The sequence below is a fragment of the bacterium genome (assembly GCA_016716565.1).
Classification (GTDB): domain Bacteria; phylum Bacteroidota; class Ignavibacteria; order Ignavibacteriales; family Ignavibacteriaceae; genus IGN2.
Window position 1 is genome coordinate 48,440 of the sequence record JADJWC010000001.1, and the last position, 22,387, is coordinate 70,826.

26 protein-coding genes and 1 pseudogene are annotated in these 22,387 nt (G+C 35.1%); 18 read left to right on the top strand and 9 right to left on the bottom strand.

Annotated elements, in window-relative coordinates:
- Positions 1–4: 4 nt before the first annotated feature.
- Entirely contained in the window at positions 5–1,255 is a 1,251-nt protein-coding gene (locus IPM14_00240; protein MBK9096551.1) for an OmpA family protein, read from the bottom strand.
- 478 nt (positions 1,256–1,733) lie between these two features.
- Complete coding sequence (locus IPM14_00245; protein ID MBK9096552.1) at positions 1,734–2,255, bottom strand: hypothetical protein; 522 nt, start codon at positions 2,253–2,255, stop codon at positions 1,734–1,736.
- A 381-nt stretch (positions 2,256–2,636) separates the two neighbouring features.
- Between IPM14_00245 and IPM14_00250 the strand changes: the two genes are divergently transcribed.
- Together IPM14_00250 and IPM14_00255 are read left to right on the top strand one after the other, a co-directional pair.
- Positions 2,637–3,011, top strand: coding sequence for a nuclear transport factor 2 family protein (locus tag IPM14_00250; protein MBK9096553.1), 375 nt, complete (start codon positions 2,637–2,639; stop codon positions 3,009–3,011).
- Between the two features lie 81 nt (positions 3,012–3,092).
- Entirely contained in the window at positions 3,093–3,815 is a 723-nt protein-coding gene (locus tag IPM14_00255) for a 3-keto-5-aminohexanoate cleavage protein (protein ID MBK9096554.1), read from the top strand.
- 102 nt (positions 3,816–3,917) lie between these two features.
- Here IPM14_00255 and IPM14_00260 read toward each other — a convergent pair whose 3' ends face one another.
- Positions 3,918–4,421, bottom strand: a complete 504-nt coding sequence (locus IPM14_00260) for a hypothetical protein (protein MBK9096555.1) — start codon at positions 4,419–4,421, stop codon at positions 3,918–3,920.
- A 252-nt stretch (positions 4,422–4,673) separates the two neighbouring features.
- Here IPM14_00260 and IPM14_00265 point away from each other — a divergent pair, with 252 nt between their 5' ends.
- Entirely contained in the window at positions 4,674–5,234 is a 561-nt protein-coding gene (locus IPM14_00265) for a class I SAM-dependent methyltransferase (protein ID MBK9096556.1), read from the top strand.
- An 8-nt stretch (positions 5,235–5,242) separates the two neighbouring features.
- Positions 5,243–6,232, top strand: coding sequence for an NAD(P)-dependent alcohol dehydrogenase (locus tag IPM14_00270; GenBank protein ID MBK9096557.1), 990 nt, complete (start codon positions 5,243–5,245; stop codon positions 6,230–6,232).
- Between the two features lie 90 nt (positions 6,233–6,322).
- On the opposite strand, the gene IPM14_00275 is transcribed toward IPM14_00270, so the two are convergent.
- Positions 6,323–7,462, bottom strand: coding sequence for a dienelactone hydrolase family protein (locus IPM14_00275; protein ID MBK9096558.1), 1,140 nt, complete (start codon positions 7,460–7,462; stop codon positions 6,323–6,325).
- Positions 7,463–7,874: 412 nt separating this feature from the next.
- On the opposite strand from IPM14_00275, the gene IPM14_00280 reads away from it, so the two are divergent.
- From IPM14_00280 to IPM14_00340, 13 genes and pseudogenes are all read left to right on the top strand, one after another.
- Positions 7,875–9,173, top strand: a complete 1,299-nt coding sequence (locus tag IPM14_00280) for a S41 family peptidase (protein ID MBK9096559.1) — start codon at positions 7,875–7,877, stop codon at positions 9,171–9,173.
- Between the two features lie 110 nt (positions 9,174–9,283).
- Positions 9,284–10,135, top strand: a complete 852-nt coding sequence (locus IPM14_00285; protein ID MBK9096560.1) for a hypothetical protein — start codon at positions 9,284–9,286, stop codon at positions 10,133–10,135.
- 80 nt (positions 10,136–10,215) lie between these two features.
- On the top strand, positions 10,216–11,220 hold the full coding sequence (locus tag IPM14_00290; protein MBK9096561.1) for a hypothetical protein: 1,005 nt from the start codon (positions 10,216–10,218) through the stop codon (positions 11,218–11,220).
- Positions 11,221–11,355: 135 nt separating this feature from the next.
- The gene (locus IPM14_00295) at positions 11,356–12,003 is read left to right on the top strand and encodes a pyridoxamine 5'-phosphate oxidase family protein (GenBank protein ID MBK9096562.1); all 648 of its coding nucleotides are present in this window, start codon (positions 11,356–11,358) and stop codon (positions 12,001–12,003) included.
- Positions 12,004–12,166: 163 nt separating this feature from the next.
- Entirely contained in the window at positions 12,167–12,775 is a 609-nt protein-coding gene (locus IPM14_00300; protein ID MBK9096563.1) for a protein-S-isoprenylcysteine methyltransferase, read from the top strand.
- 31 nt (positions 12,776–12,806) lie between these two features.
- Complete coding sequence (locus IPM14_00305) at positions 12,807–13,328, top strand: isoprenylcysteine carboxylmethyltransferase family protein (GenBank protein MBK9096564.1); 522 nt, start codon at positions 12,807–12,809, stop codon at positions 13,326–13,328.
- A gap of 49 nt (positions 13,329–13,377) precedes the next feature.
- Entirely contained in the window at positions 13,378–14,451 is a 1,074-nt protein-coding gene (gene rsgA, locus IPM14_00310; GenBank protein MBK9096565.1) for a ribosome small subunit-dependent GTPase A, read from the top strand.
- A gap of 198 nt (positions 14,452–14,649) precedes the next feature.
- Complete coding sequence (locus IPM14_00315; protein MBK9096566.1) at positions 14,650–15,186, top strand: HAD family hydrolase; 537 nt, start codon at positions 14,650–14,652, stop codon at positions 15,184–15,186.
- Positions 15,187–15,297: 111 nt separating this feature from the next.
- Positions 15,298–15,519, top strand: a complete 222-nt coding sequence (locus IPM14_00320) for a type II toxin-antitoxin system HicB family antitoxin (protein ID MBK9096567.1) — start codon at positions 15,298–15,300, stop codon at positions 15,517–15,519.
- A pseudogene (locus IPM14_00325) lies at positions 15,512–15,729 on the top strand (type II toxin-antitoxin system HicA family toxin). The gene IPM14_00320 and the pseudogene IPM14_00325 overlap by 8 nt, the downstream one beginning before the upstream one ends.
- Positions 15,730–15,784: 55 nt before the next feature.
- On the top strand, positions 15,785–16,270 hold the full coding sequence (locus IPM14_00330) for a DUF2938 domain-containing protein (protein MBK9096568.1): 486 nt from the start codon (positions 15,785–15,787) through the stop codon (positions 16,268–16,270).
- A gap of 915 nt (positions 16,271–17,185) precedes the next feature.
- A complete protein-coding gene (locus tag IPM14_00335; GenBank protein MBK9096569.1) occupies positions 17,186–17,584 on the top strand; it encodes a T9SS type A sorting domain-containing protein in 399 nt (132 codons plus the stop codon).
- Between the two features lie 98 nt (positions 17,585–17,682).
- Entirely contained in the window at positions 17,683–18,105 is a 423-nt protein-coding gene (locus IPM14_00340; GenBank protein ID MBK9096570.1) for a hypothetical protein, read from the top strand.
- Positions 18,106–18,111: 6 nt separating this feature from the next.
- Here IPM14_00340 and IPM14_00345 read toward each other — a convergent pair whose 3' ends face one another.
- Complete coding sequence (locus IPM14_00345; GenBank protein MBK9096571.1) at positions 18,112–19,098, bottom strand: methyltransferase; 987 nt, start codon at positions 19,096–19,098, stop codon at positions 18,112–18,114.
- Between the two features lie 31 nt (positions 19,099–19,129).
- Positions 19,130–19,744: a DUF4136 domain-containing protein gene (locus IPM14_00350; protein MBK9096572.1), complete on the bottom strand. Its 615-nt coding sequence runs from the start codon at positions 19,742–19,744 to the stop codon at positions 19,130–19,132.
- A gap of 123 nt (positions 19,745–19,867) precedes the next feature.
- On the opposite strand from IPM14_00350, the gene IPM14_00355 reads away from it, so the two are divergent.
- The gene (locus IPM14_00355; protein ID MBK9096573.1) at positions 19,868–20,257 is read left to right on the top strand and encodes a hypothetical protein; all 390 of its coding nucleotides are present in this window, start codon (positions 19,868–19,870) and stop codon (positions 20,255–20,257) included.
- 47 nt (positions 20,258–20,304) lie between these two features.
- Here IPM14_00355 and IPM14_00360 read toward each other — a convergent pair whose 3' ends face one another.
- From IPM14_00360 to IPM14_00370, 3 genes are all read right to left on the bottom strand, one after another.
- Entirely contained in the window at positions 20,305–20,817 is a 513-nt protein-coding gene (locus tag IPM14_00360) for a DUF4396 domain-containing protein (GenBank protein ID MBK9096574.1), read from the bottom strand.
- Positions 20,818–20,825: 8 nt separating this feature from the next.
- On the bottom strand, positions 20,826–21,707 hold the full coding sequence (locus IPM14_00365) for a hypothetical protein (protein ID MBK9096575.1): 882 nt from the start codon (positions 21,705–21,707) through the stop codon (positions 20,826–20,828).
- A gap of 94 nt (positions 21,708–21,801) precedes the next feature.
- Entirely contained in the window at positions 21,802–22,371 is a 570-nt protein-coding gene (locus IPM14_00370; GenBank protein ID MBK9096576.1) for a helix-turn-helix transcriptional regulator, read from the bottom strand.
- Positions 22,372–22,387 lie beyond the last annotated feature (16 nt).

The window sequence follows — 22,387 nt, forward strand, 5'->3', positions numbered from 1 at the left end:
CTTTCTACAGTTTTAAAAACTCTACTCTGCGGTTAAGAGCTTTATTAACTACGCTGTCATTCTTTGCGACAGGTTCGGTTTCCCCTTTGCCGTCCGTTTCAATTCGTGCCGCATCAATTCCAAATTCTTTTACGAGAACATTTTTAACTGATGCTGACCTGCGCTGGGATAAATCGAGATTGGATTTATCATCACCATCCGAATCTGTATGTCCGACGATTTTAATTTTTACTCCAGCGTTTTCTTTAAGAACATCTGCGATCTGTTTTATCGTACCGAAAGATTCTGATTTAACAACATCTTTATTCACATCAAAATAAATTCCGTAACTGACAAGCTTTCCTTCCGTGATGAGCTTACTTCTCATATCCGGCGCAGCATCGGTAATTCTGAGATTGGAGATGTAAGATCCGCATGAAGCTCCTCTACTGAGTCTGAAACAAAGTCTGCTGAGTTTAACACCGTCGTATAAATTCGTTGGCATATCCAGTACTTTGGCCTCCTGGTGATAAATTCTTACTCTTCTTCCCTGGAACCAGATGATAACATGATTTACCTTTTCTGCTACTACCGGATTAACTTTTGAATTCCCTGTTATCTTTTCCTTCTCACCTTCCTTATACGCCCAGGTATTCCAGTTTTGTTTTTCAATTGAAATCATTATACCGCCATTACCGGGATGCGGATTGTTATCCATTTCTTTTCTTTTGCTTTCCCCGTAAAGCAATAGTCCTGCTGCAATTCGTCCTCCCGTTTTTTTAGGAACGATATCAAATTCAATTATAAAATTCTTCGGGAAGTTTATATCGTTTAGATAAAAATAATTTCCATCGGTACTGTTTAAGTTGAACCAATGACCATCTGCAATATTGATAGTATTAATTTCTCCGGCAGAGTTAGCAGTCCATAAAGCCGGAAAATCACCAACTGCATCCTGGCTGAAATCATCAAAGAAGATTACGTTCTCGCCGGGAACAAAATCATACTGCGTTGAGCTTTTAAACTGATCATCATCACCGGTTTGAGTTTCATCTGTTTTGTTATTTCCGGTCTGCTTCTCAGATTCTTTGCTTTCATTACTGGATTTTTCATCGGAATCTTTCTGTTGGTCATCTTTTGTTTCAGGCTTTTTTTCAATTTCCTTTTTAACAGTCTCTTCAGTTTTCTTTTTAATGGTTTCTAAAAACTGAGCTTGAGTGGCCTGCATAAGACCAAAAGTTAAGATTAACATGAAAACAAAAATTGTGTTTTTCATTTTGGTGCCTTTTTTTAAATGATTTATAAATTGTATGTATTGTTTTATTGAACTTTCTTATGGATAAGAAATATCTGATTCACAATTAAAAAGTTTCTGCTGGAAGATTTTAGATTGGTTGTTAAGGGTAGAATATCGTGGCGAGGTGCAGCAGTATTAAACAGAGCAAGATAAGTCGTAAGTTGTTTTTCAGAAATCTGCACAATCTATCTCCCTAAAATAGATTTTACACAAACAATATTAATTCGTAAGTAAACTTAGATAAGTATTAATCAATTAGGAAAGCAATTTATTTTAACTATTATTTTAGCTGGGGCAATTATTGTGTCGTGGGAAAATTATTGGTGTCAGAAAAGTTTAAAGAATTTTAGCGTTGTTGCATGTTTTCCAGAATATCATTGGGTAGAATCAACAAGATTTATATGAACAAATTTTTCCATATCATTTTCAAAGTAATCATTAAAAAAGCCGGGAGGTATTATTTTCCCTCCCGTTTACTTGCGCTTGATTTATCCGGAGGCTTCAGTTTTGAGTTCACCCTTTCGAGTTCATCATTTAAGAAGTCCCTCTCCAATTTATTGCATGAACGGTCATAAGCAAATTTCATGTATTTTTTTGCTTTGTGTAAGTGACCTTTAAACTCCGCAATCAATCCTTCACTATGTTTTAACCTCGAAACATTAACACCCTTAATTTTATATGCATAGTTGATCAGCTTTTTCGCTTTTCCATATTCACCAATCTGAAGTAATAAATTGGTATAAGAGTAATAAGTCTCGACATAATTTAAATCGCTGGCCAATGCCTTTTCAAAGTGATTTTCAGCTTCGCTGATTTTACCTAACTGGTACATATTCAAATTGCCTAAAAGGCAGTGTGCGCCAGCATGATCTTTGTCATAACTGATTGCAAAGTTAAGTGCTTCAATTACCTGGTCCAGATCATACGGATATAAATTAAGCGCTTTCAAGTAATAAGTGTCTGCTATTGTTATTGACATTTTTATTCATTAATTATTTAAAAATATTTTAACTAGAAGAATCTCATTTTGCAGTTGGAAATGATTTGCCAATATGCAAAGTCATTCGACTCCTGCGAAAAGGAAATTGTTTTTTGTTTTTATGGATTAAATCCGCCCAGATGAGCGGATAGTCAGGGAGTTAAACTATTAACTAAATATCCGCACAATACCGAACGACCTTAGTCCCATATGTTTTATGTAATTCAGCATAAATCACCATCGTTCTATTGTTAATGAATAAATGAGGGTGCAAATATTATGAATTGAAAATTAAAAGCAAAACCGGATGATAAAATTATTTTGAACAGTCGTGTTTTTATAATTTTCGGTTGGTTTTTGGGGAAAGAAAAAGGAAGTCAGATGAAAAAAATTGAAATAGTAAAAAACTTTATTAAAGCATATAATTCATTTAATGTTGAAAGTATGCTGGCATATCTTCATTCTGATATTGAATTTAAGAACATTTCAAATGGTGTAGAAAATGCTCGTACAAAAGGAATCGAAGAATTCAGGGAACTTGCAAACAATTCAGTTAAAATGTTTAAGCAAAGAGAACAAAAAATTATCTCATACACTGAATCGGATGATATGTTGAATATTGAAATAATCTTTCGCGGTATACTGGCAATAGATTTACCTAATGGATTAAAAGCCGGAGAGACTTTGATTATGAATGGAAAATCAACTTATGTATTTAAAGACAACTTAATTATATCGCTTGTTGATGAAAGTTAATTATACAAATCTCAATCCCCTCATTGTTATCTTTCGAAATAATGATGAAGTTTAATCATAAAAATTAATTTAAAGGATACTATGCTGATTAAAATCGCGTTGAATGGTGCCAGACCTAAAAAGCAAAACAAGTTTATTCCTCAATCGCTTGATGAAATCGGGAATGAGGTTAAACTCTTATTTGAAAACGGACATAAAGTTTTTCATATTCATTGTTATGATGAAAATGGTAATGAAAGTTTAAAACCTGATGACGTAAATAATCTGGTTTCTTTGGTAAAAGGGATTTCACCCGAAATACAATTAGGAATTAGTTCAGGTGATTGGATAGAACCTGATCTGGCAAAAAGAAAAAGTTATATCAAAGAATGGAAAAACATCCCGGATTTTATTTCAGTCAATATCATAGAAGATGACGCAATTGAAATAGCTGAATTGCTGATATCGAAAGGAGTAAAAATTGAAGCGGGACTGAATGAAAAGAAAGCAGCTGAAAAACTTGTTGAAAGCGATTTGTACAAGGATTGCTTCAGAATTTTAATTGAGCCCGAACCGGAAAATTTACCGGAAGCTATTGAATGCATAAATGAAATAGAAGAAGTGTTGGATAAAAACGGAGTAGAAGTTCCGCGATTATTACACGGATTTAATTCCGTTTCGTGGGATATTTTGCGGGAGGCAAAAAGAAGAGGGTACGACAGCAGAATTGGAATGGAAGACACAATCTATCTGGAAAACGGAGAACCGGTAAAAAGTAATTTGGAATTAATTAACTATGCACAGAAAATATTAGCGATTTTATAAAAAAACATTCGCAGGACCTTTTCGTTGTTTTCTTTGGGAAGAATTGGGAAGTACAAAACAGAGGAATGGTTTTTTTATGGTTCAACTGTGGAGCCATAAAAATTACCTTACCCAACTATATACTACAATCCTCCCTTTGGAATCCGGAATACCTATGAATACTAATTCATTAAACCTTAAAGCATATGGAGGCTGAGGGTACATTACAAATTCACCTCCCCAATTCAGATTATTTCCCGGAATAAATTCTATTTGCCCGATCCAGTACGAAGGACTTAAATATCCCGTTGGTTCAATATATCTTGTGTTCTTTAATGTAAAATTGCCGCTTTGTTGTATACTTATTAATGTGTCCAGAGAGTTTACGTATAAATTCACCCTCATTATAAATGTTTTATTTCGGAATAATACAAGGTATGTTGAATCCGGGGACGAAGCATCAAGGACATTATTTGAAGTACTGTCAGGTTGGTAGTCTGCACCCATGTTGTCATATGTGCCGTACAAAATATTCTCCAGTGGAGTCGGTTCCGCGTCGTCCGAACAATTGAAAAGTAAAATGCCTGTTAAGGAAACACAAATGAATAATAATATTCTGCTCGTCATAAAACCCCCGATTAAATTTTCTTCACGAAACTTCGGTTATTTTCTGTCTAATGTCAAAAACAATCGATTTACAATTAGCAAACAAAGATGTGCAAAATTAAACCGTGACTTATTATTATCTTAACAGCATATTCGTAGGGACACAAAATTTTGTGTTCCTACTTTATTTAATGAAAATTATTTTCCCCCCCGTTGTTTTCTTTTGAGAGAATTGGGAGGTTTACCAAGAGAAAACATTTTTAAAAGCATAATATGAGAGAAGACAAAAACCGCGTTTGCCCTGTTGAACTGGCGAACTCACTCGATAATAAATTAAGAAGATGGTTGCAGAATCCGCAGAAAATACTTTCTCCTTTTGTTAAAGAAGGAATGAAGGTTCTTGATATTGGATGCGGGCCTGGATTCTTTTCTGTCGAGTTAGCAAAAATGGTTGGAGCGAACGGAAAAGTTTATGCAGTTGATCTGCAGGAAGGAATGCTGCAAAAGATTAAGAATAAAATACGGGGCACATCTCTTGAAAACATTATTCAATTAATTAAATGTGAAGAAGACAAAATCGTTATACCTGAAAAAGTAGATTTTATTCTTGCGTTTTATATGGTTCACGAAGTCCCGGATAAAAATAAACTTTTTACAACTTTGAAAAGTTTTCTTAAAGAGAATGGTGAGTTCTTAATTGTAGAGCCAAAATTATTTCACGTTTCTAAAAAAGAATTTGCATCAACATTAAATAATGCAGAAGCAGTTGGATTTAAAACTTCTGCAGGTCCACGATTATCTTTTAGTTTTTCATCATTATTAAAAATCAATTGACGTGAATTATGAAAGCAATTGTGGCTACTAAATACGGTCCGCCCGAAGTTCTTCAAATTAAAGAAATAGAAAAACCCACGCCCGGTAATAACGAAATACTTGTAAAAGTTTTCGCAACAACAGTGTCAGCTGCAGATTACAGGGTGCGGAGTTTTAATGTTCCAATTTCATTTTGGCTTCCTGCCCGGTTTGCGCTTGGACTTACTAAACCAAGAAATTCTGTGTTGGGAATGGATTTTTCTGGAGTGGTTGAAGCGGTTGGTAAAAATGTTACAAAGTATAAAGTCGGCGATCCTGTTTTCGGATTGATGGGACATCAATTCGGATGCTACGCTCAGTACTTATGCCTTTCTGAGGATTGGAAGCTCGTGGGAATAGCAGGTAAGCCTGCAAATTTAAATTTCGAGGAAGCTGCTGCTATACCTTTTGGAGGACTGACAGCTTTATATTTTATGAGGGAGGCAAAAATTCAAAAAGGACAAAAAGTTCTGATAACCGGAGCGTCGGGGAGCGTAGGAACTTCTGCAGTCCAGATTGCGAAATACTACTGCGCTGAGGTAACTGCTGTTTGCAGAACTGATAAGATTGAGTTGGTAAAGTCACTCGGTGCGGATAAAATTGTTGATTACACCAAAGATGATTTTACAAAAAGCGGTGAGTTATATGATGTGATTTTTGAAGTTGCCGGTAAAACTCCATTCTCAGACTGTATAAAATCTCTTACAAAAACCGGAACTCTTCTGCACGCTGTCGCTGTGCCTGCGGTAACAATTCAAATGAAATGGCAATCGATAACAACCGGCAGAAAAATGATTGGTGGCGGTCCTGATAATAATTCTAAGGATTTGATTTTCTTAAAAGAACTTGTTGAGTCGGGCAAGTTGAAACCAATAATTGACAGATCCTATCCGATGGAACAAATTGTTGAAGCGCACAAATATGTCGGGTCCGGTCACAAAAAAGGAAATGTAGTTGTTACAATAGAACACAATGATTAGGCTAACTTGTTTTCCCGTTGTTTTCTTTGGGAAGATTTGGGATGTTTGATGAAGATTTGTTTTAGCGAAAAACTTGCAGACGTCTTTACCTTATTTAAGCTGAAATTCTATCAGTTCGCTTCCGGCAGCGGCTGAAGAAAATTTTTCTTTCAGTTTAATCAGCTCCTCTTCATCATCTTTAAACACCGCATCGACAAAATCCAATGTGAAATAAAAGATCAATTTGCATTTGTCGGCAAGATTTTGTGAGTCGGGAGAAAAACCATCCAGCTGCCCCGAAACCACTCCGATGCTCGAAAAATAGTAATGATGAAAATCATTTATCTTTACCAGGAACCTTTCCGATCTGTCAAACGAATTTATCAAACTGAAGTCGGGAATGATAAATTCATCAGTGTCCTCATAAAAATGAAGAAGCGGTACATTCATTTTATCGCTATCATAATAGGGTGATTTTTTTATGTCCTCCACCGCAGAACCGAGACCAATTCCGCCATCCAGACTTACCAGACATCTGACATTATTATTTTTCATTTGTAACAGTAGAACAGACCGCCCGCCAAAACTATGACCTATTAAAGCGATATTATTAAAATCTATGTTGGTGAATCTGTGAAGTGAGCTGATTGCAAATTCCATATCCTTAACCTGTTCTTCAGCACTTTCAACAGCCTGCGAATCATCTGTCATCGGTCCGGATATTCTCGTTTGAGAAGGTGTAGTCGCAACAACATATCCATTGCTTGCAATGAATTCACACAAAAAAGCCTGGTGATGAGCAGAGTGATAGTTACCCTGTGCAACAACTATCAATGGAAATTTTTCATTTAAAGGAACGGCGTTTTCATCTGCAAGCATTTGAAGATCGAACCAGGCACGGACTGTTTTATTGCTCACTCCGTTTTGCTGCAGAAGATTTTCATATTGTATAATGGCGCTGTCCTGCATTGATTTTGAAACCTGAAATTGAGTTTCAGCAGCACTTAATATAAAATAATCTTCATTTGTAAACGGATCAGATTTTCCGGAAAGGTGTGCGGGGAACCAGACACTCACCTGAACAGGTCTGTAACTTTTATTATCGGCTGTTGTTCTGCTTGAATCATACAACGATAAAACCTGAAAACTCACATCATATTTTCCTCTGCTCATATAGTTCAGTGCCTGATGCTGAGCAGATAACGGCAGGGTAACCAGCAGAATCGAAAAAATTGTAAGTGTCTTTATCATAATTATATTATTAGTTAATATAAAATTCTGTGCACCAAATTAAAATCACTCTTTTTGTTGTTTTCTTTTGGGAGAATGGGAAAGTTAGATACAGAAGTTATTAGCTTTGCTTAACTTGTAACGTACAAATTATAACCCACGGATTTATCCGTGGGTATAAAGTGAAATACAAATTATTTCTCAACGGTTTCAACCGTTTTCAAGGTTTGCTGAGAAGTATGGACTAAGTATAGTAAACCGATGAATCGGTTTCTGCGGGAATTCGTTCTGCGTTTCTTTCCCACGACTGAAGTCGTGGGTTAAAAATTATTTTCTCGCGTTGTTTTCTTTTGAAAGAATTGGGAAGTTAGCATTGAATATTTTATCAGGTTCAATTAAAAAGGACAAAAGGTAAAATCCGGGAGTCGATTCTATGAAGTTTAAAACATTCTTCCTGTTATTTATTTTCCTGTCTGTTCAGATTCACGCACAAACGTTAACTTCCGCAGAGAAAGTAAAAATCCTCACTGATGTAATACAGAAAATTGAAAAAATTTATCCCTTTCCGGAAATATCTGAAAAAATAATTGGCGGGTTGAATAAACAAATTTCAGATAGATATTATGATGGGATTAATTCCCCGATCGATTTTGCAACTCAGGTGACGAACAATCTCGAAACATTCAGCAGCGATAAGCATCTCGATCTTATTTACAACCCTGGTTTGGCAAAAGCATTGCTGGAAGAAACATCTAACAGTTCAGACTATACAGAAGAAGAAGCCAAAACGGAAATCTGGAATAACTATGGATTTAAGGAACTGAAAATACTGGACGGCAATGTTGGATATCTTAATCTTAGTGTTTTCTTTTCCACGGATTACGCTGCCAAAGTTGCGGATGCTACGATGAACTATTTTTCCAATTGCAATGCATTGATTATCGACCTGCGCGAAAACGGCGGCGGCTGGGGTGATATGGTTGTCTATTTACTTGCATACTTCATTGATAATAAAGAACCGCTGGTATTAAACACTACTCAATCTACACTGGATAGTACTATTTATTCTGAAGTTGTACCGGCACAGGTAACTGGTCGTAAGTTAACTGACATTCCTGTTTATGTTTTAACATCTCAGGTAACTGCATCGGCTGCTGAAGCATTCACCGCTCATTTAAAATATTTCAATAAGAACACTGTAATCGTCGGCAGGAAAACCAAAGGCGCTGAAAACCCGGTTGAACATATCGCTATTGATGAAAATTTCGTTCTGCAAATTCCGGCCTGGAAAAAAATATATTCGGGAAATCCTCTCGCCTGGGAAGGAATTGGAATTAATCCAGATATTGAAGTCGAACCGGAAAATGCTTTCCCGACAGCTTATAAAAATGCCTTGCAGAAATTATTGAAAACTGCGAATGAACAAACAGCAATTGATAAATACCAATGGGCTCTGGACGGTTTATCTGCGAGTTACGATAACATTGATATAAACACGATCAAAGAATATGCGGACAGCTATGGCAAAATTCAAATAAAATTCATAGACGACAAATTGTATTATCAATCTGAAGGTAGTTCATCCAATCTGTTGATTCCAATTTCTGCCGATTACTTCATTGTGAAAGGACTTAATTATTTCAGAATTAAGTTTATAAAAAATGAGAGCACCATAATCTTGAAACAGATATTTACTTTCGGAGTGGAGAGAGAATATGTTAAGAGCAAATAACAGATTTAAGGATAGTTTTTCCCGGAAGTCACGTCTGCCCCGTTGTTTTCTTTGGGAAGAATGGGGAAGTTTGAAAAGAAAAATAATTTAAATACACAAGAAGTTTCGTAATGAAGATATCAAGATCTTCTATACCATTACCAAATAAAGATAAACTTGATAAACTAATATTAAGTTCTTATGAAGAAGTTTGTTCACTCAGATTAACATTCCAAAAGAAAGAAACAGAATTTAACTACACAAAGAAATTTATTTCTGAGTCAATCGAGAGAATTGCTGACTTGTTGTTAGCAATATCAAAATTAACTTTCAGAGATATTGATAGTATGCATATTCTAATGCGTTCATCTTTGGAAGTAAATATAGACTTATTATGGTTCTATAAAATCTATCTTGATAATAACTTTCAGGGAGAACAACTTGCCCGAAGATTTTTTCAATTTGGTGCAGAATACTACTTAAAAGTTTCTAAAAACTATGCGACTGTATTAGAAGTTGATCCTTATTTAAAGAAAATAAATGACAGGTATCCACATAATAAGTTTACTGAGGATGCAAAGAATTTGAAATTGGTTGAACTTGTTGATCCAAAAGCGAAAAAAGAATTAAGAAGTTTGCAAGAAATTGATTGGCATTGTCTGCCGGGATTTATAAAAGGCAAAAAGGAAATCTCATTCAGATCACGCAGTGAAGTGGCAGCAGAGATGGCTAAGGTGCTATTTAATTTAAAATATGCTCCATATTACCAAAATTGGACTACGTTAAATGCATTTACTCATTGGTCAGCTGCAAAAATGAAGTTTTATGATGATAAAGTTTCTGAAGTTTTTTATTTAAGAAATCTTAACGCATCTCTTGGTTTTTTGCACGATGTACTAAATGTGGGATATAATTATTTAAAAATAATCCCACCTGAAAAAGTAAGAATGATGAGACAAGAGTTTCACTACTTCAGTACTTGAAATATTGTTAAGCTAAAAGATGAAAATCCACTCAAAGGGTTTTTGCTTTTGGTATAGAGATGTACTTGGAAAAAGTGCTAATGAACATTTTTTCTTTAGGTTGCACTCTACGATGGAATGAATTATTAGCTTTATATATGGCAAAAAAGAAAAAAAAGACAGAATCGAAACCGTTATTAATATCAATCGGGAAGTGCGCTTATATAATGAATATGAGTGAACCTACCTTAGATAGTTGGCTCAAGGAAAAAAATATTTTGGTAGTAGTTGACAAACATGGTCAGCATTGCATCACATACGAAAACTTTAAGCGTTTAGCTAATGATGAAAACAAAAACGAGAAATCAAAATCCGATGTGGTTAAATATTTAACCGATAGAGAAAGCTGGGATTTAGAAAAGATGAAAAATGAAATAGGCAAAATGGATGCAAAGTATAGAGAATATGTTAAAATGTTAACAGAATATCATTCGGAAATATTTAATGCCCACTTTGAGTTAAATAATGAGTCTCCAATATGTGCTGCTTTATTATTATTCACAAAGATTATAAACATGTGCAATTTGTTTCTTGATAGCATTGAAAAATATAATTCTTCACTTTTACTAATACGCACAATTGATGAAGCAAATACACTTGCACAGTACTTTACTGTAATGCAACAAGATGAGCAATGCAAAAGAGATTTAATTGCTTGGTTTCGTTATGAAAAATCCCCTTCTCCAGCCGAATGTAGAGAAAGTCTATCAATTGCACTTACTGCACTTGCACCTCAGGCCGGGATTCCAAGTGATTTATTAGAAATGCTAACTGACGATGTATATGATGCAAAAAGTAAGTCAGTTCATCATTCATATAAGGATTGTTCGGAATTACTTGATCTTGAGTTGAAAGATGATAACATTTCTGTTAAAACTGTTGCGTATGAATCAATAAGTATTTATCGTCTATTTGAAGTATTAGAATACTTTGAAAGTATAATAAATAATGTTCTTCAGGGATTCTTAATTTGCTTTAATAATTTTTTGAGTGATGAAAACAAAAAAAAGCTAGTAGAACTAACAACTAGAATGAGCTTTAAATAATCAAAATATGAACACCATAAAAAACCTCGGCTTCAACAATTGGTTTAAGGATAAAGTTGATTTAAAATTTTTCGGGGGGTATAATCCCAATGATTAATAAACGATAAGGTTATTTTAATCTAAAAGGTGAAATACTTGAAGCATAAACCGGGTAAAAAAATAAAAGTCAATCGCATACCGGAAAGAGGTTTTTACGATTCTGAAACCATCAATAAAATTATTGATGAAGCTTTGTATTGCCACATCAGTTTTATTCAGGATGGACACCCGTTCATTATCCCGACTATCCACGCGAGAATGAACGATCATCTTGTATTTCATGGTGCAAAAGCCAGCCGGCTTCTTAAACAAATTGCCAGCGGAGAAGAAATAGCTGTTTCAGTTACAATTTTAGATGAGCTTGTCCTGGCACGATCAGTTTTTCATCATTCAATGAACTACAGATCTGTGGTGATTTTTGGTAAAGGCCAATTGATTAAAAATAAAATTGAAAAACTCAATGCTCTGGAAGCAATAACAAATCATATCATTCCGGGCAGATGGAATGATGCAAGAAAGCCAAACGAAAAAGAACTTAATGCAACTTCAGTTGTTTCACTTAAGATAGATGAAGCTTCAGCAAAAATAAGATCCGGTCCGCCAAAGGATGAAGAAGAAGATTATGATTTGCCGGTTTGGGCAGGTGTTATACCGTTTTCAAAAAAATTCGAACAGCCGAAAGAGGATCCAAAACTTAAGTCGGGAATTCTTCTTCCGGATTACATTGAAAAGCTTATCAAATGAAAATTATAATTTATTTTCTGAACTTTATAAGTGTAATCAGCGTTAATAAAAGCAGCTTTGTTGTTTCCAACCGCAATGGAAGTTATTGGTTTTAAAAATAAATCCAGATAAATATGGGGGCGTGAGAAATATTTATTAGGCAATAACTACGGGGAAATAGGTTATGAGATATTTTTTTATTTGCGGACTTTGGGCAGGCTACTGCGCCCTTCATAGTTTTTTAATAAGCATTTCATTTACAAAATTTATCAGCCGCATATTAAAAAAATATTACGCTTTCTATCGTCTCTTTTACGTTTTATCCGCTCTCGTACTCCTCATTCTGCTAATTGATTATACATCTCCATACGATAACGAAATAATTGTATCATATACTTTCCCCTGGTCTATTATACGTTACGCTTTAATGTATGGTTCACTGTTATTATTCTTCTGGGCGTTCTTCTTTAATTATGATTCTTTATCGTTTTTCGGAATCAGGCAAATATTAAACTCTGGAAAGGAATTAACAATAAATCCTGCCGAAACAATTAAAAAGAAAGGTTTATTGGGAGTAATAAGACATCCGATGTATTTAGCTCTAATAATTTTCTTGTGGAGTACAATATTTACGTTAATGGATCTGCTCATAAACACAGTGCTAACCATTTATGTAATCATTGGGACAATACTGGAAGAAAAGAAACTTGTATTAGAATTCGGCGAAGCTTATATAAAATATCAGCACGAAGTACCAATGTTGGTTCCATTTACTAAACCAAAGGCCGTCTGAATTAATTAATCAATTTTATTGTACAGCAGAAATGAATAATCAGATGTTTCTCCCGTTAGTATCTTTATGTATAATTGCTCACATAGTCAGACTTAGTTATGAAATCTTGAAACACAAAAAATTAATTAAAGCGAGCAGGATTTCGTTTGTAATTATATTCTCAAATATGTTGTTATTATGGACTTCCTGGTTTTTACTCTGCAGCTTCGATCCGTCCGAAACAAACCTTCCGATAATATTGAGTTATTTTGGTATCTCGTTAGCTATTCTTGGTGTAATTATTTTCTTAACTGCTTTATTAACAATCAAAACATTAGAAACTTACGAAGGCGATCTTATTACAAGTGGAATTTATTCGAGGATAAGGCACCCGATGTATCTCGGTTTTTTACTTTGGTTAATTGGATTTCCACTTTTTTACGGTGGAATGTATTCACTTATACTTGCCATTCCATTTGCTATAAATGTTTTGTATTGGAGACATTTAGAAGAGTTAGAATTAGATAAAAGATTTGTTGACTATAAATTATATAAGAAGAAAACGATCTTTTAAAATTATATTCTTTTTAAAGTTTATAACGACAGTAAATATTTAAAATAAAATGGACAACCTACAAAATCTCGGCTTCGATAATTGGTTCAGCGATAAAATAGATTTATCCAAAACTGATTTTAACATCGTAAGAGTAATAAGCGTAAACAAAAACAGCTTTGTTGTTTCCAACGGTGTAAAAGATATTTATGCAGAGCTTACGGGAAAATTTTTGTTTAATTCAGAGAACTCCCTTGATATGCCTGCTGTCGGCGATTGGGTTTATGCACAACTATTCGATGATAGTTCTCTGGCGATTATTCACGACATTCTTTCGCGCAAAACATTACTGAAAAGAAAAGCATCCGGCAAAAAAGTTGATTACCAACTTATCGCTGCGAACATTGATACTGCAATCATTATGCAGTCGCTCGATTCCAATTTTAATTTAAGACGGCTCGAACGATACCTTGTGATGATAAACGAAGGCAAGATTACTCCGGCAATATTCTTAAGTAAAAGTGATCTAATAAATGCTGAAGAAATTGAGCAAAAGAAGAATGATATCCGTAAAATTTTGCCTGATGTTAAGATTGCTTCTTTCAGCAATAACAGCGCAAGCGATATAGAAAGTATTAAAACTTTATTTGAGCCATTTAAAACTTACTGCCTGCTTGGTTCATCTGGTGTTGGCAAAACAACCTTGCTGAATAATTTAATTAATCAGGAACTGTACAAAACACAGCCGATAAGAGAAAAAGATGGAAGAGGAAAACACACCACAACCCGCCGCGAACTTATAGTTTTAGAAAACGGAGCAATAATAATAGATAATCCCGGAATGCGTGAACTCGGAGTAATCTCAAACGAGTCAGGACTCGGTGATACGTTCAATGAAATTGATGAGCTCGCAGACCAGTGCAAATACAAAGACTGCACTCACACTGTCGAAGCGGGTTGCGCAGTACTTGAAGCCGTTGAAAGGGGAGAGATTTCAGAAGAGCGTTATAATAATTATATCAAGATTTATAAAGAGTCATTGTATAATGAAATGTCCTACGTTGAAAAGAGACAGAAAGATAAAAAGTTCGGCAAGTTCTTTCATTCCACAATGAAAGATGTAAAAAAGATGAAGGGGAGATGATGTATATAATCCGCTGTCATTCCGAACTTGATTCGGAATCTTACTTCTTGATTTTGAATTGAGTAGAGAACCTGAAACAAGTTCAGGTTGATGCACCGAAGGATAAAAAGTGGGGGAGGTTTTTTCATCGCACAATGAAAGATGTAAAGAAGATGAAGGGGAGAGAGTAAACTCAATAACTCAGCGATAACAATCTTAATGAAAGATAAACTACTAATAATTGATCTTGATGAAACCTTAATCTATTCAAGTCTGACAAGGCTATCTTTTCCGGAAGATTTCAGAGTTGGCCAATACTTCGTTTACAAAAGGCCGGGGCTTGAGAATTTTCTTAAATTCATCAATGAAAATTTCAAACTTGCAGTTTGGACTTCATCAACTTCAGAGTATGCTAACGATATAGTCAAACAACTTTTCGCTGATCAATCTGTTCTTAAATTTGTTTGGGCACGGGACAAATGTGTTTCTAAAATCGATATTGAATCGCGTGAGCAGTACTGGATTAAAGATTTGAAAAAAGTCAAGAAGCTCGGCTTCGAATTAGAAAAAATTTTAGTAATTGATGACAGTCCGGAAAAACTTCAGAGAAATTACGGGAACCATATTCCGGTGATTCCATTCGTTGGTGATTTGGGAGATGATGAGCTATCAAGACTTGTAAATTTTCTTGAAAGTATAAGAAATCTCAATTCTGTTCGATCAATTGAAAAACGTAATTGGAGAAATACAATTTAACTCCATCATGTTGTAATATAGTTGCCTGACATAGCTTTCACCATTATTTACTCTCCCTTTATCCTAAGGATTTATTTTCATATTTTGGATTAGTTAAAAACCGGAGATAAAATGAAGAAGAAATTCACCGCTGTAATAAATAGAGAAGAAAATTGGTTTGTGGCTCATTGTCTTGAACTTGATGTCGTGAGTCAGGGGAAAACTATTGAAGAAGCACAGACCAATCTTAAAGAAGCTGTGGAATTATATCTTGAAAGTTTTGAACCTGAGGATTATCCTGGTTCAGATGGCGAAATAATTCTTTATCCTTTTGAAGTAGCTGTGAATGGCTAAGCTTCCTGTTCTATCAGGTAAAGAACTGATCAAAATTCTTGAACGCGAGGGCTTTCAAATCGTAAGACAAAAAGGAAGTCACGTATGTCTTCGCAAAGATGAATTCAGAACTGTTGTCCGCTTCACTCCGATTTATCCAAAGGAACATTGCTGGGAATCTTAAATCAATGTGGACTAACCAAAGAAAAACTTATCGAGCTGTTAAAATAATCATCGCCGTCATGGTAACGCACGGTAGCTATCAAAGTAAACATTTAGTTAAAACATGATAATTATAATTTTAAAAACTCTGCTTATTGGAATTGGCGCTACGCTGGCAATAGACATATGGGTTTCATTTCTCAAACTATTTAAAATAAAATCTCTTGATTATAAATATGTTGGACGCTGGGTAGGAAATTTTCCGAAAGGAAAATTTTTTCACAATAAAATTCAAGACGCACCACAAATATCACACGAGTTATTTTTAGGCTGGACGGTTCATTATTTAATTGGAATCTCTTTTGCTTTTATACTTATTGCTGTCTACGGAGTTAGCTGGTTGTATAAACCAACCTTCTTTCCTGCGGTCATAATTGGATTAATTACATCAGTCGGGCCATTTTTTATAATGCAGCCGGCATTTGGATTTGGTATAGCATCAGCAAAACTTCCTAATCCAAACTTGCTAAGACTTAAAAGTCTGGGTACGCATTTGATTTACGGAATAGGATTATATGTGAGTGCAATTCTGTTAAATGAAATTCTATAACTTCAACCGCAAAAAACACTAATTTTCCACCTATCCTTTATTGTCAGCATTTTATAGTTTCTGTTTAGATATTGTTGCCGAATGTCAAGGGAATATTCCGGCAGATTTTTCACCAACAATCTAAGGAGCTGTAAAATGCAAAGTGTTACATTCATCAAAAAAACTATTCTCCTGGTTATTGTTATAGTCTTTCTTTTATTTGCCTCAAATGTTTTCAGCCAGGATTTGGAAATCTATATAAGCGATGCAGGAAACTTTTCAAGTCCTCCCTGGAAAATTTTAAAGTTTGATGAAAACGGAGAAAACCCGATAACATTTATAGATACGGTTCTTGCCTGGCCGCAGGATATTCTTTTTCTTGAAGATCAGCAAGTAGTTTTGATTTCGAATCTGAATACGGGAAGAATAACAAAATATAATTCAACAACAGGAGATTTTATCGGGGATTTCGCAACCGGTATCGGCGGACCGACCAGAATGAAGATCGGTCCTGACAGTTTGCTTTATGTTTTGCAGTGGTCAGGCAATGGAAAAGTAAAACGCTATCAACTTGACGGAACTTTTATAGATGACTTTACTACCGTTGGCGTTGCTCAAAGTATTGGTATTGACTGGGACGACGATGGAAATTTATACGTTTCTTCCTACGGAACAGATAATGTCAGGAAATTTGATGCAAGTGGTAACGATCTTGGGATATTTGTTAATTCAAATCTTGCTGGCCCAACCAATATCTGGTTTGATGATAATGGTGATTTGCTTGCAATTGACTACGACGGTACAGCAGTTAAAAGATTTAATTCCTCCGGAACATTTATTAATAACTTCATAACCGGATTGAGTCAGGCAGAAGGAGTAGATTTTTTCCCTAACGGAAATATTCTAATAGGGAATGGTGCAACTCATTCAGTTAAGATGTACGACAGCAACGGTGTTTACATAGAAGATTTTATTCCTAACGGTTCAGGTGGTTTAATGACTCCGAATGCAGTGGTAATAAGAGAGCTGAATCCTTCTTCGGTTTCAGGAGATGAGAATTCTTCTAACCTCAACAATTTTTTACTGGAACAGAATTATCCAAATCCGTTTAATCCGATTACAGTAATTCGTTATCAGTTGCCGGTGACCGGTAAAGTATCTCTGAAAGTTTATAATGTTCTTGGCAATGAAGTAGCTACTCTTGTGAACAGTGAACTTTCGGCTGGTGAATATGAACTAGAGTTTAATGCTTCACATCTTAGCAGCGGTGTTTACTACTACGTTCTGTCATCCGGGAATTTTTCATCAGCAAAAAAGATGATGCTTGTTAAGTAAGTTTTAAATTCTTTTTTGATACTTGGGACTATAAAATCTCATTGACTCCCTGGTAATAATTCATTTAATTTCATCCGTCAATTTTGAGGATTATTAAAATGAAATTAGTTCTCGGTTTGTTAGCTTTCTCTCTGATAGTTTTTTATTCCTGCGAGGATTCTGATCCAAACTCTTTTCCAAAATCTTACAAGTACACCGGTTACGACAGTTCCTGGAACAAAATAATCGAAGGATATCTGTGGATTGATAGTATTGATTCAGTTGAAGTGAAAGGCGGTTGGCGATTTAATCGTGTTTCAAATTGTGAAAATATCGGGCCGCAAATTGGTCACGGTAATTTTGAAGGAATCGCAAATCCACTCGGAACTTTATCCCTGAATCTAAATCCCGGAATGATAGATAACAATGTGTTGTTGGATTGTTCAATGCAACTTCCTTATAGGATTGATGGGCAATGGAGTTATGTTGGATTTCCCGGAGTGATTAACTGGGGCAGGTTTGAAGCCGAACAGGTTCGATAGATAAAATCATTTAAAAGCTATCATCAGGTCTGAGCCGAAGGAAGTATTTTTTCTTTCAATATTAGAAAGACCTGCTGATTCAAACCATTCTCTGAATTCTTTTTCAGTATATGTATCCCCGTTTTCGGTTGCAACAAGCATATTTAATGCAAACAATGCCCCGTGATACGGCTGCGTTCTGTCATCATTCATTATGAAATCGTTTATAACTATCATTCCATTCTTGTTCAATACATCTGCACATTTTTTTATAAGCATTTTATTTTGATCATAGCTATTTATATGAACGATTGCAGAAAGAAGAATCAAATCATAACTGCCTTCAAAGTTTTTTGTTAAATAATCGCCTTCAATAAAACTAAATTTTTCTGATAGGCCTGCTTCACTTACATATCTTTTTGTCAAAGGAATAACGTATGGTAAATCAAGCACAAATGCATTGATGGATGGATTTTTCTTCACAATTTCAATTGAGAATGCGGCAGAACCCCCGCCAACATCGAGCATTGTTTTCACATTTGTCAAATCAATCATCATCGAAAGAATTTTTCCCTGATGAACTCCACGGTAATGCATCGCACTGATAAAAGCTTCAACCCAATCATCTCCAGCTAATTCATCTTCATCATCAACTGCTGAACTGCCTTTAATCACTGACTCAGTCAGGTAACTCCAGTTGTCCCATAAATTATTCGTGTGATAAAGGTTACCCATAAAATCTGGTTTGCCTTCAACAAGATATTTAGAGGATAAATCAGAATTATAGAATTTGCCGTGGACTTTTTTCAGAATTCCCATTGCGCAGAGTGCATTCATAAGTCTGTCTGTTGCTCTCTGGTCAGAATTAATTTTCTGAGCTACTTCGTCAGCGGTCATCATATGATTGTCAAGCACAGAGAATATTTTCAACTCGAAGGCAGTTAAAAATGTTCGGCTTTCCCGGAAGGCATTTGCTAATCCACGAATGTCTTCGGCTGACTTAATTTCATTCATTTGAAAATGTATTTTGATTTAATAATTAAGTTCAACGTACCGGATCCAAAAGACCGTCTTCAACTAATTGTTCTTTTATTGATACTGCGAGTTCAGATATTGTCTGTTGAATATCTTTCGGATTAACAGACGTACTCTCACCATACCAGATAAGCTGGTCATTCTTTATTGAATAGATAAGAGTTTCCAGATCTACATAAACATTTGTGCTCGAATAAACATAGGGATCATACATATAATTCCACGCATAATTATAATATCCGCCAAAAGTGTAGTAAGCAGAAGGATACATTCCGGAGGAGTAATAGCTTGTTTTTTCATCCACTTTCCTTACTGAGAGCACAAGCGCTCCTTCCATTCCTCTTTCATTTAGTTTTTGCTTAACAGCATTTAAATCTGCCAGTTCTTCATTCGTTATCATCTTGTATGAAGGAACTGCGATAGTGTTTGGCATTTGGCTCGCGATAGCTTCTTCAACATCCATCCGCATATCCGGATTTTTCACCATTGCAAATACTGCAACCGTTTGAAATTTCGCCGATTCTATTGTCACATCCGGATTTTTCCAGCTGTTAGATATTTTGTTTGAACTGCTACAGCCGGTAATGAGTAACGCAGCAAATAGAATAACAAGAATTGATTTCATAAAAATATTTTCCTTTTTTGTTACAGCGAACTTACATAAAAAGTTAAAAATGTCTTTTAAGTTTTTGGTTTTTGTAAATTTGTTCGGGTTTTTTATAAATATTTTGCATCAGACTTTTCATTTATGCTCTATTTAAAATCTTTCGGCATCTGGCTTATTCTTGCTGTCAGTGCAATTATTGTTGCCACATTTAGAGTCGGTGTGCTGCTTCCGCAATTTGGAGAACAAATTGCACATCAGCTTGGAACCATTCTGTATCTTCTTGTTCAGTTTACAATCATTTACTTCTTCATCAAAAAGATGAAAATCAAAAGAACAAAAACTTTACTCAGCATTGGAATATTTTGGGTAGTTATTACGATAATTTTTGAGTTTGTATTTGGACATTATGTGATGGGTCATTCGTGGCAGAAACTGTTTGCGGACTACAACTTGTTGAACGGAAGATTGTGGATTTTAGTCTTGCTCAATAATATAGCAGCACCACTTATCAGTGGGAAAATTTTAAAGTAATATACTCTAAAATTTTCCATCGCCGTTGTAAAAAAAATATTCAAAAATTAATGCTGATGACGAACACCTTTCTTTATCATAATATAATTCACAGGCAATGCTGCTATAAATCCGACAGTCAGTGCCGCAATCATTCCATACCAGAATATAGGTTCGCTTAGTCCAGCTTCCATCACTCCCGGTATTAATACTTGAGTTAAAACCTCAAATGCTTCCATGACGACAATGCTTAATCCTTCAGCAACTATAACTGTTTTAAGTGCATTCCGAAAAGTAAATGAAGCACGAATTAAAGGAACAATTCCGAGTACCAATCCACCGATAAATCCCAGGATGACAGCAATTATCATTGTGGTTATCATATCCAGTCCGAATGCTGTTCCAATTATCACTCCGAGAACTTCACCAATACCACAACCGATCAAGCAATGAAGTGTTGCGCTTACTGCAAGTCTGAAGGTGCTTTGCGTTTTGTTATCCAAATGCTTTTCTGTTCTGCTGTCAGCAATGTGCATCATATGGTGACGCGAATGAATTGAGTGATCCATATTGTGGTCCATTTTACCTCCTAATGTTTATGTTGATTGTGATTTGATTGTCCCATTAAATGACCAGATGGTTTTACTTCCAGTACAAAATCTGCGGTGTGAAGCGTTCCATCAATTTGAAATTGTAACCATAAACGATAGTACCCGATTTTATCAATATTCATGTGAAGATTAAGTTGATTGTTCATTACCATTGGATGAACATGTTGAAAGTCAAAGTTTGCTATTCTTATTAATACTGCGTGAGCTTTTTCACCAAGATAATTATCAAATTTTGCAGCATTAAGTTCTTTGCCATCTTTTAATATGACAACCGGAAGATGAATTTCTTTTCCTGAAAATAAATCCTCTGCATTTTGCAGTATAACCGATACACTCTGATCTTTAAAGAAGTGGTTTTCATTTTTAAACACTGCTTTTGATTTTTCTCTTCCTTCAACATTGAGATCAAAGCGCTCAATAATTTTATCACTGCCCATTGGTTTATACTCAATGAACATCTCGTACTTCTCTCCGAAAGGAAGATTGATTTCAACTGAATAATTACCATTTCCTTCATTTACGGGATGCAGGTGACTGAAGTCCTCGAGATCATCAGAAACAATAATTACATGTGCTTCTTTCTCATGAAAAGTCTCTAGCTTGATTATATTGCTTTCATCGTCTTTTATTCTTGGCGAAAACAAAAGCTTCGTTTTTTCACCAGCTATTATTTTGTTGAGATCAGAATTGAATTTTATCGCATATTCAATTGATGTTTTATTCATATGGTTTTTCCTTTCCAATATTTGGGATTGACTAGCATCATTTGTTTTTTCCAGAGATTCATAATGTGAATTATGCTCTGAACAGGAGCCATAAAGAAATGAAGTTATTATTAAGATTGTTTTTATTGTTTCCATTGTTTATCCTTTAAAAAATTAACAATGAAAATTTACTCCGGGAACCCCTGGTGTGTTTTACATGATTTTAGAAATGATTTACAGATTATTTTGATTACAAAGAATCAAGCGATTGTCTTTTAGAAGCACCGATGGTTTTGAAGTGAGATGGAGTGAGTCCTGTTTCCTTTTTAAACTGGTTTGAAAGATGAGCAACACTGCTGTAACCCAGTTTATAAGCAATTTCCGAAAGAGTCAGCTCGTCGTAGACAAGCAGCTCTTTTACTTTTTCAATTTTCTGCTGAATGAGGTAATGTTCAATAGTTTTCCCTTCAACGGAAGAGAAAAGGTTGCTCAGGTATGAATAGTCATGATTTAAATGTTGAGAGAGATACTTTGAAAAATTTAGTCTTTTATCGGGATATTCATTTTGAACAAGTTCAATTAAAGCTTTCTTGATTTGTTCTATCACTCTGGATTTGCGATTATCAATTAGCTCGAAACCTTCGGCTGATAACCTGCTGCTCAACTTTTCTTTTAATGATTTATCAATTTGTTTGTTAAGATGGACTTCGCCAAGCAGAACGGGCTTGTGCGCAAATCCAAGATCACAGAGAATTCTGGTGACAGTCTTTTTGCACCTGTCACATACCATATTTTTTATATATAAAATTTCCGCTGGCATTACTTTATAAAATTAA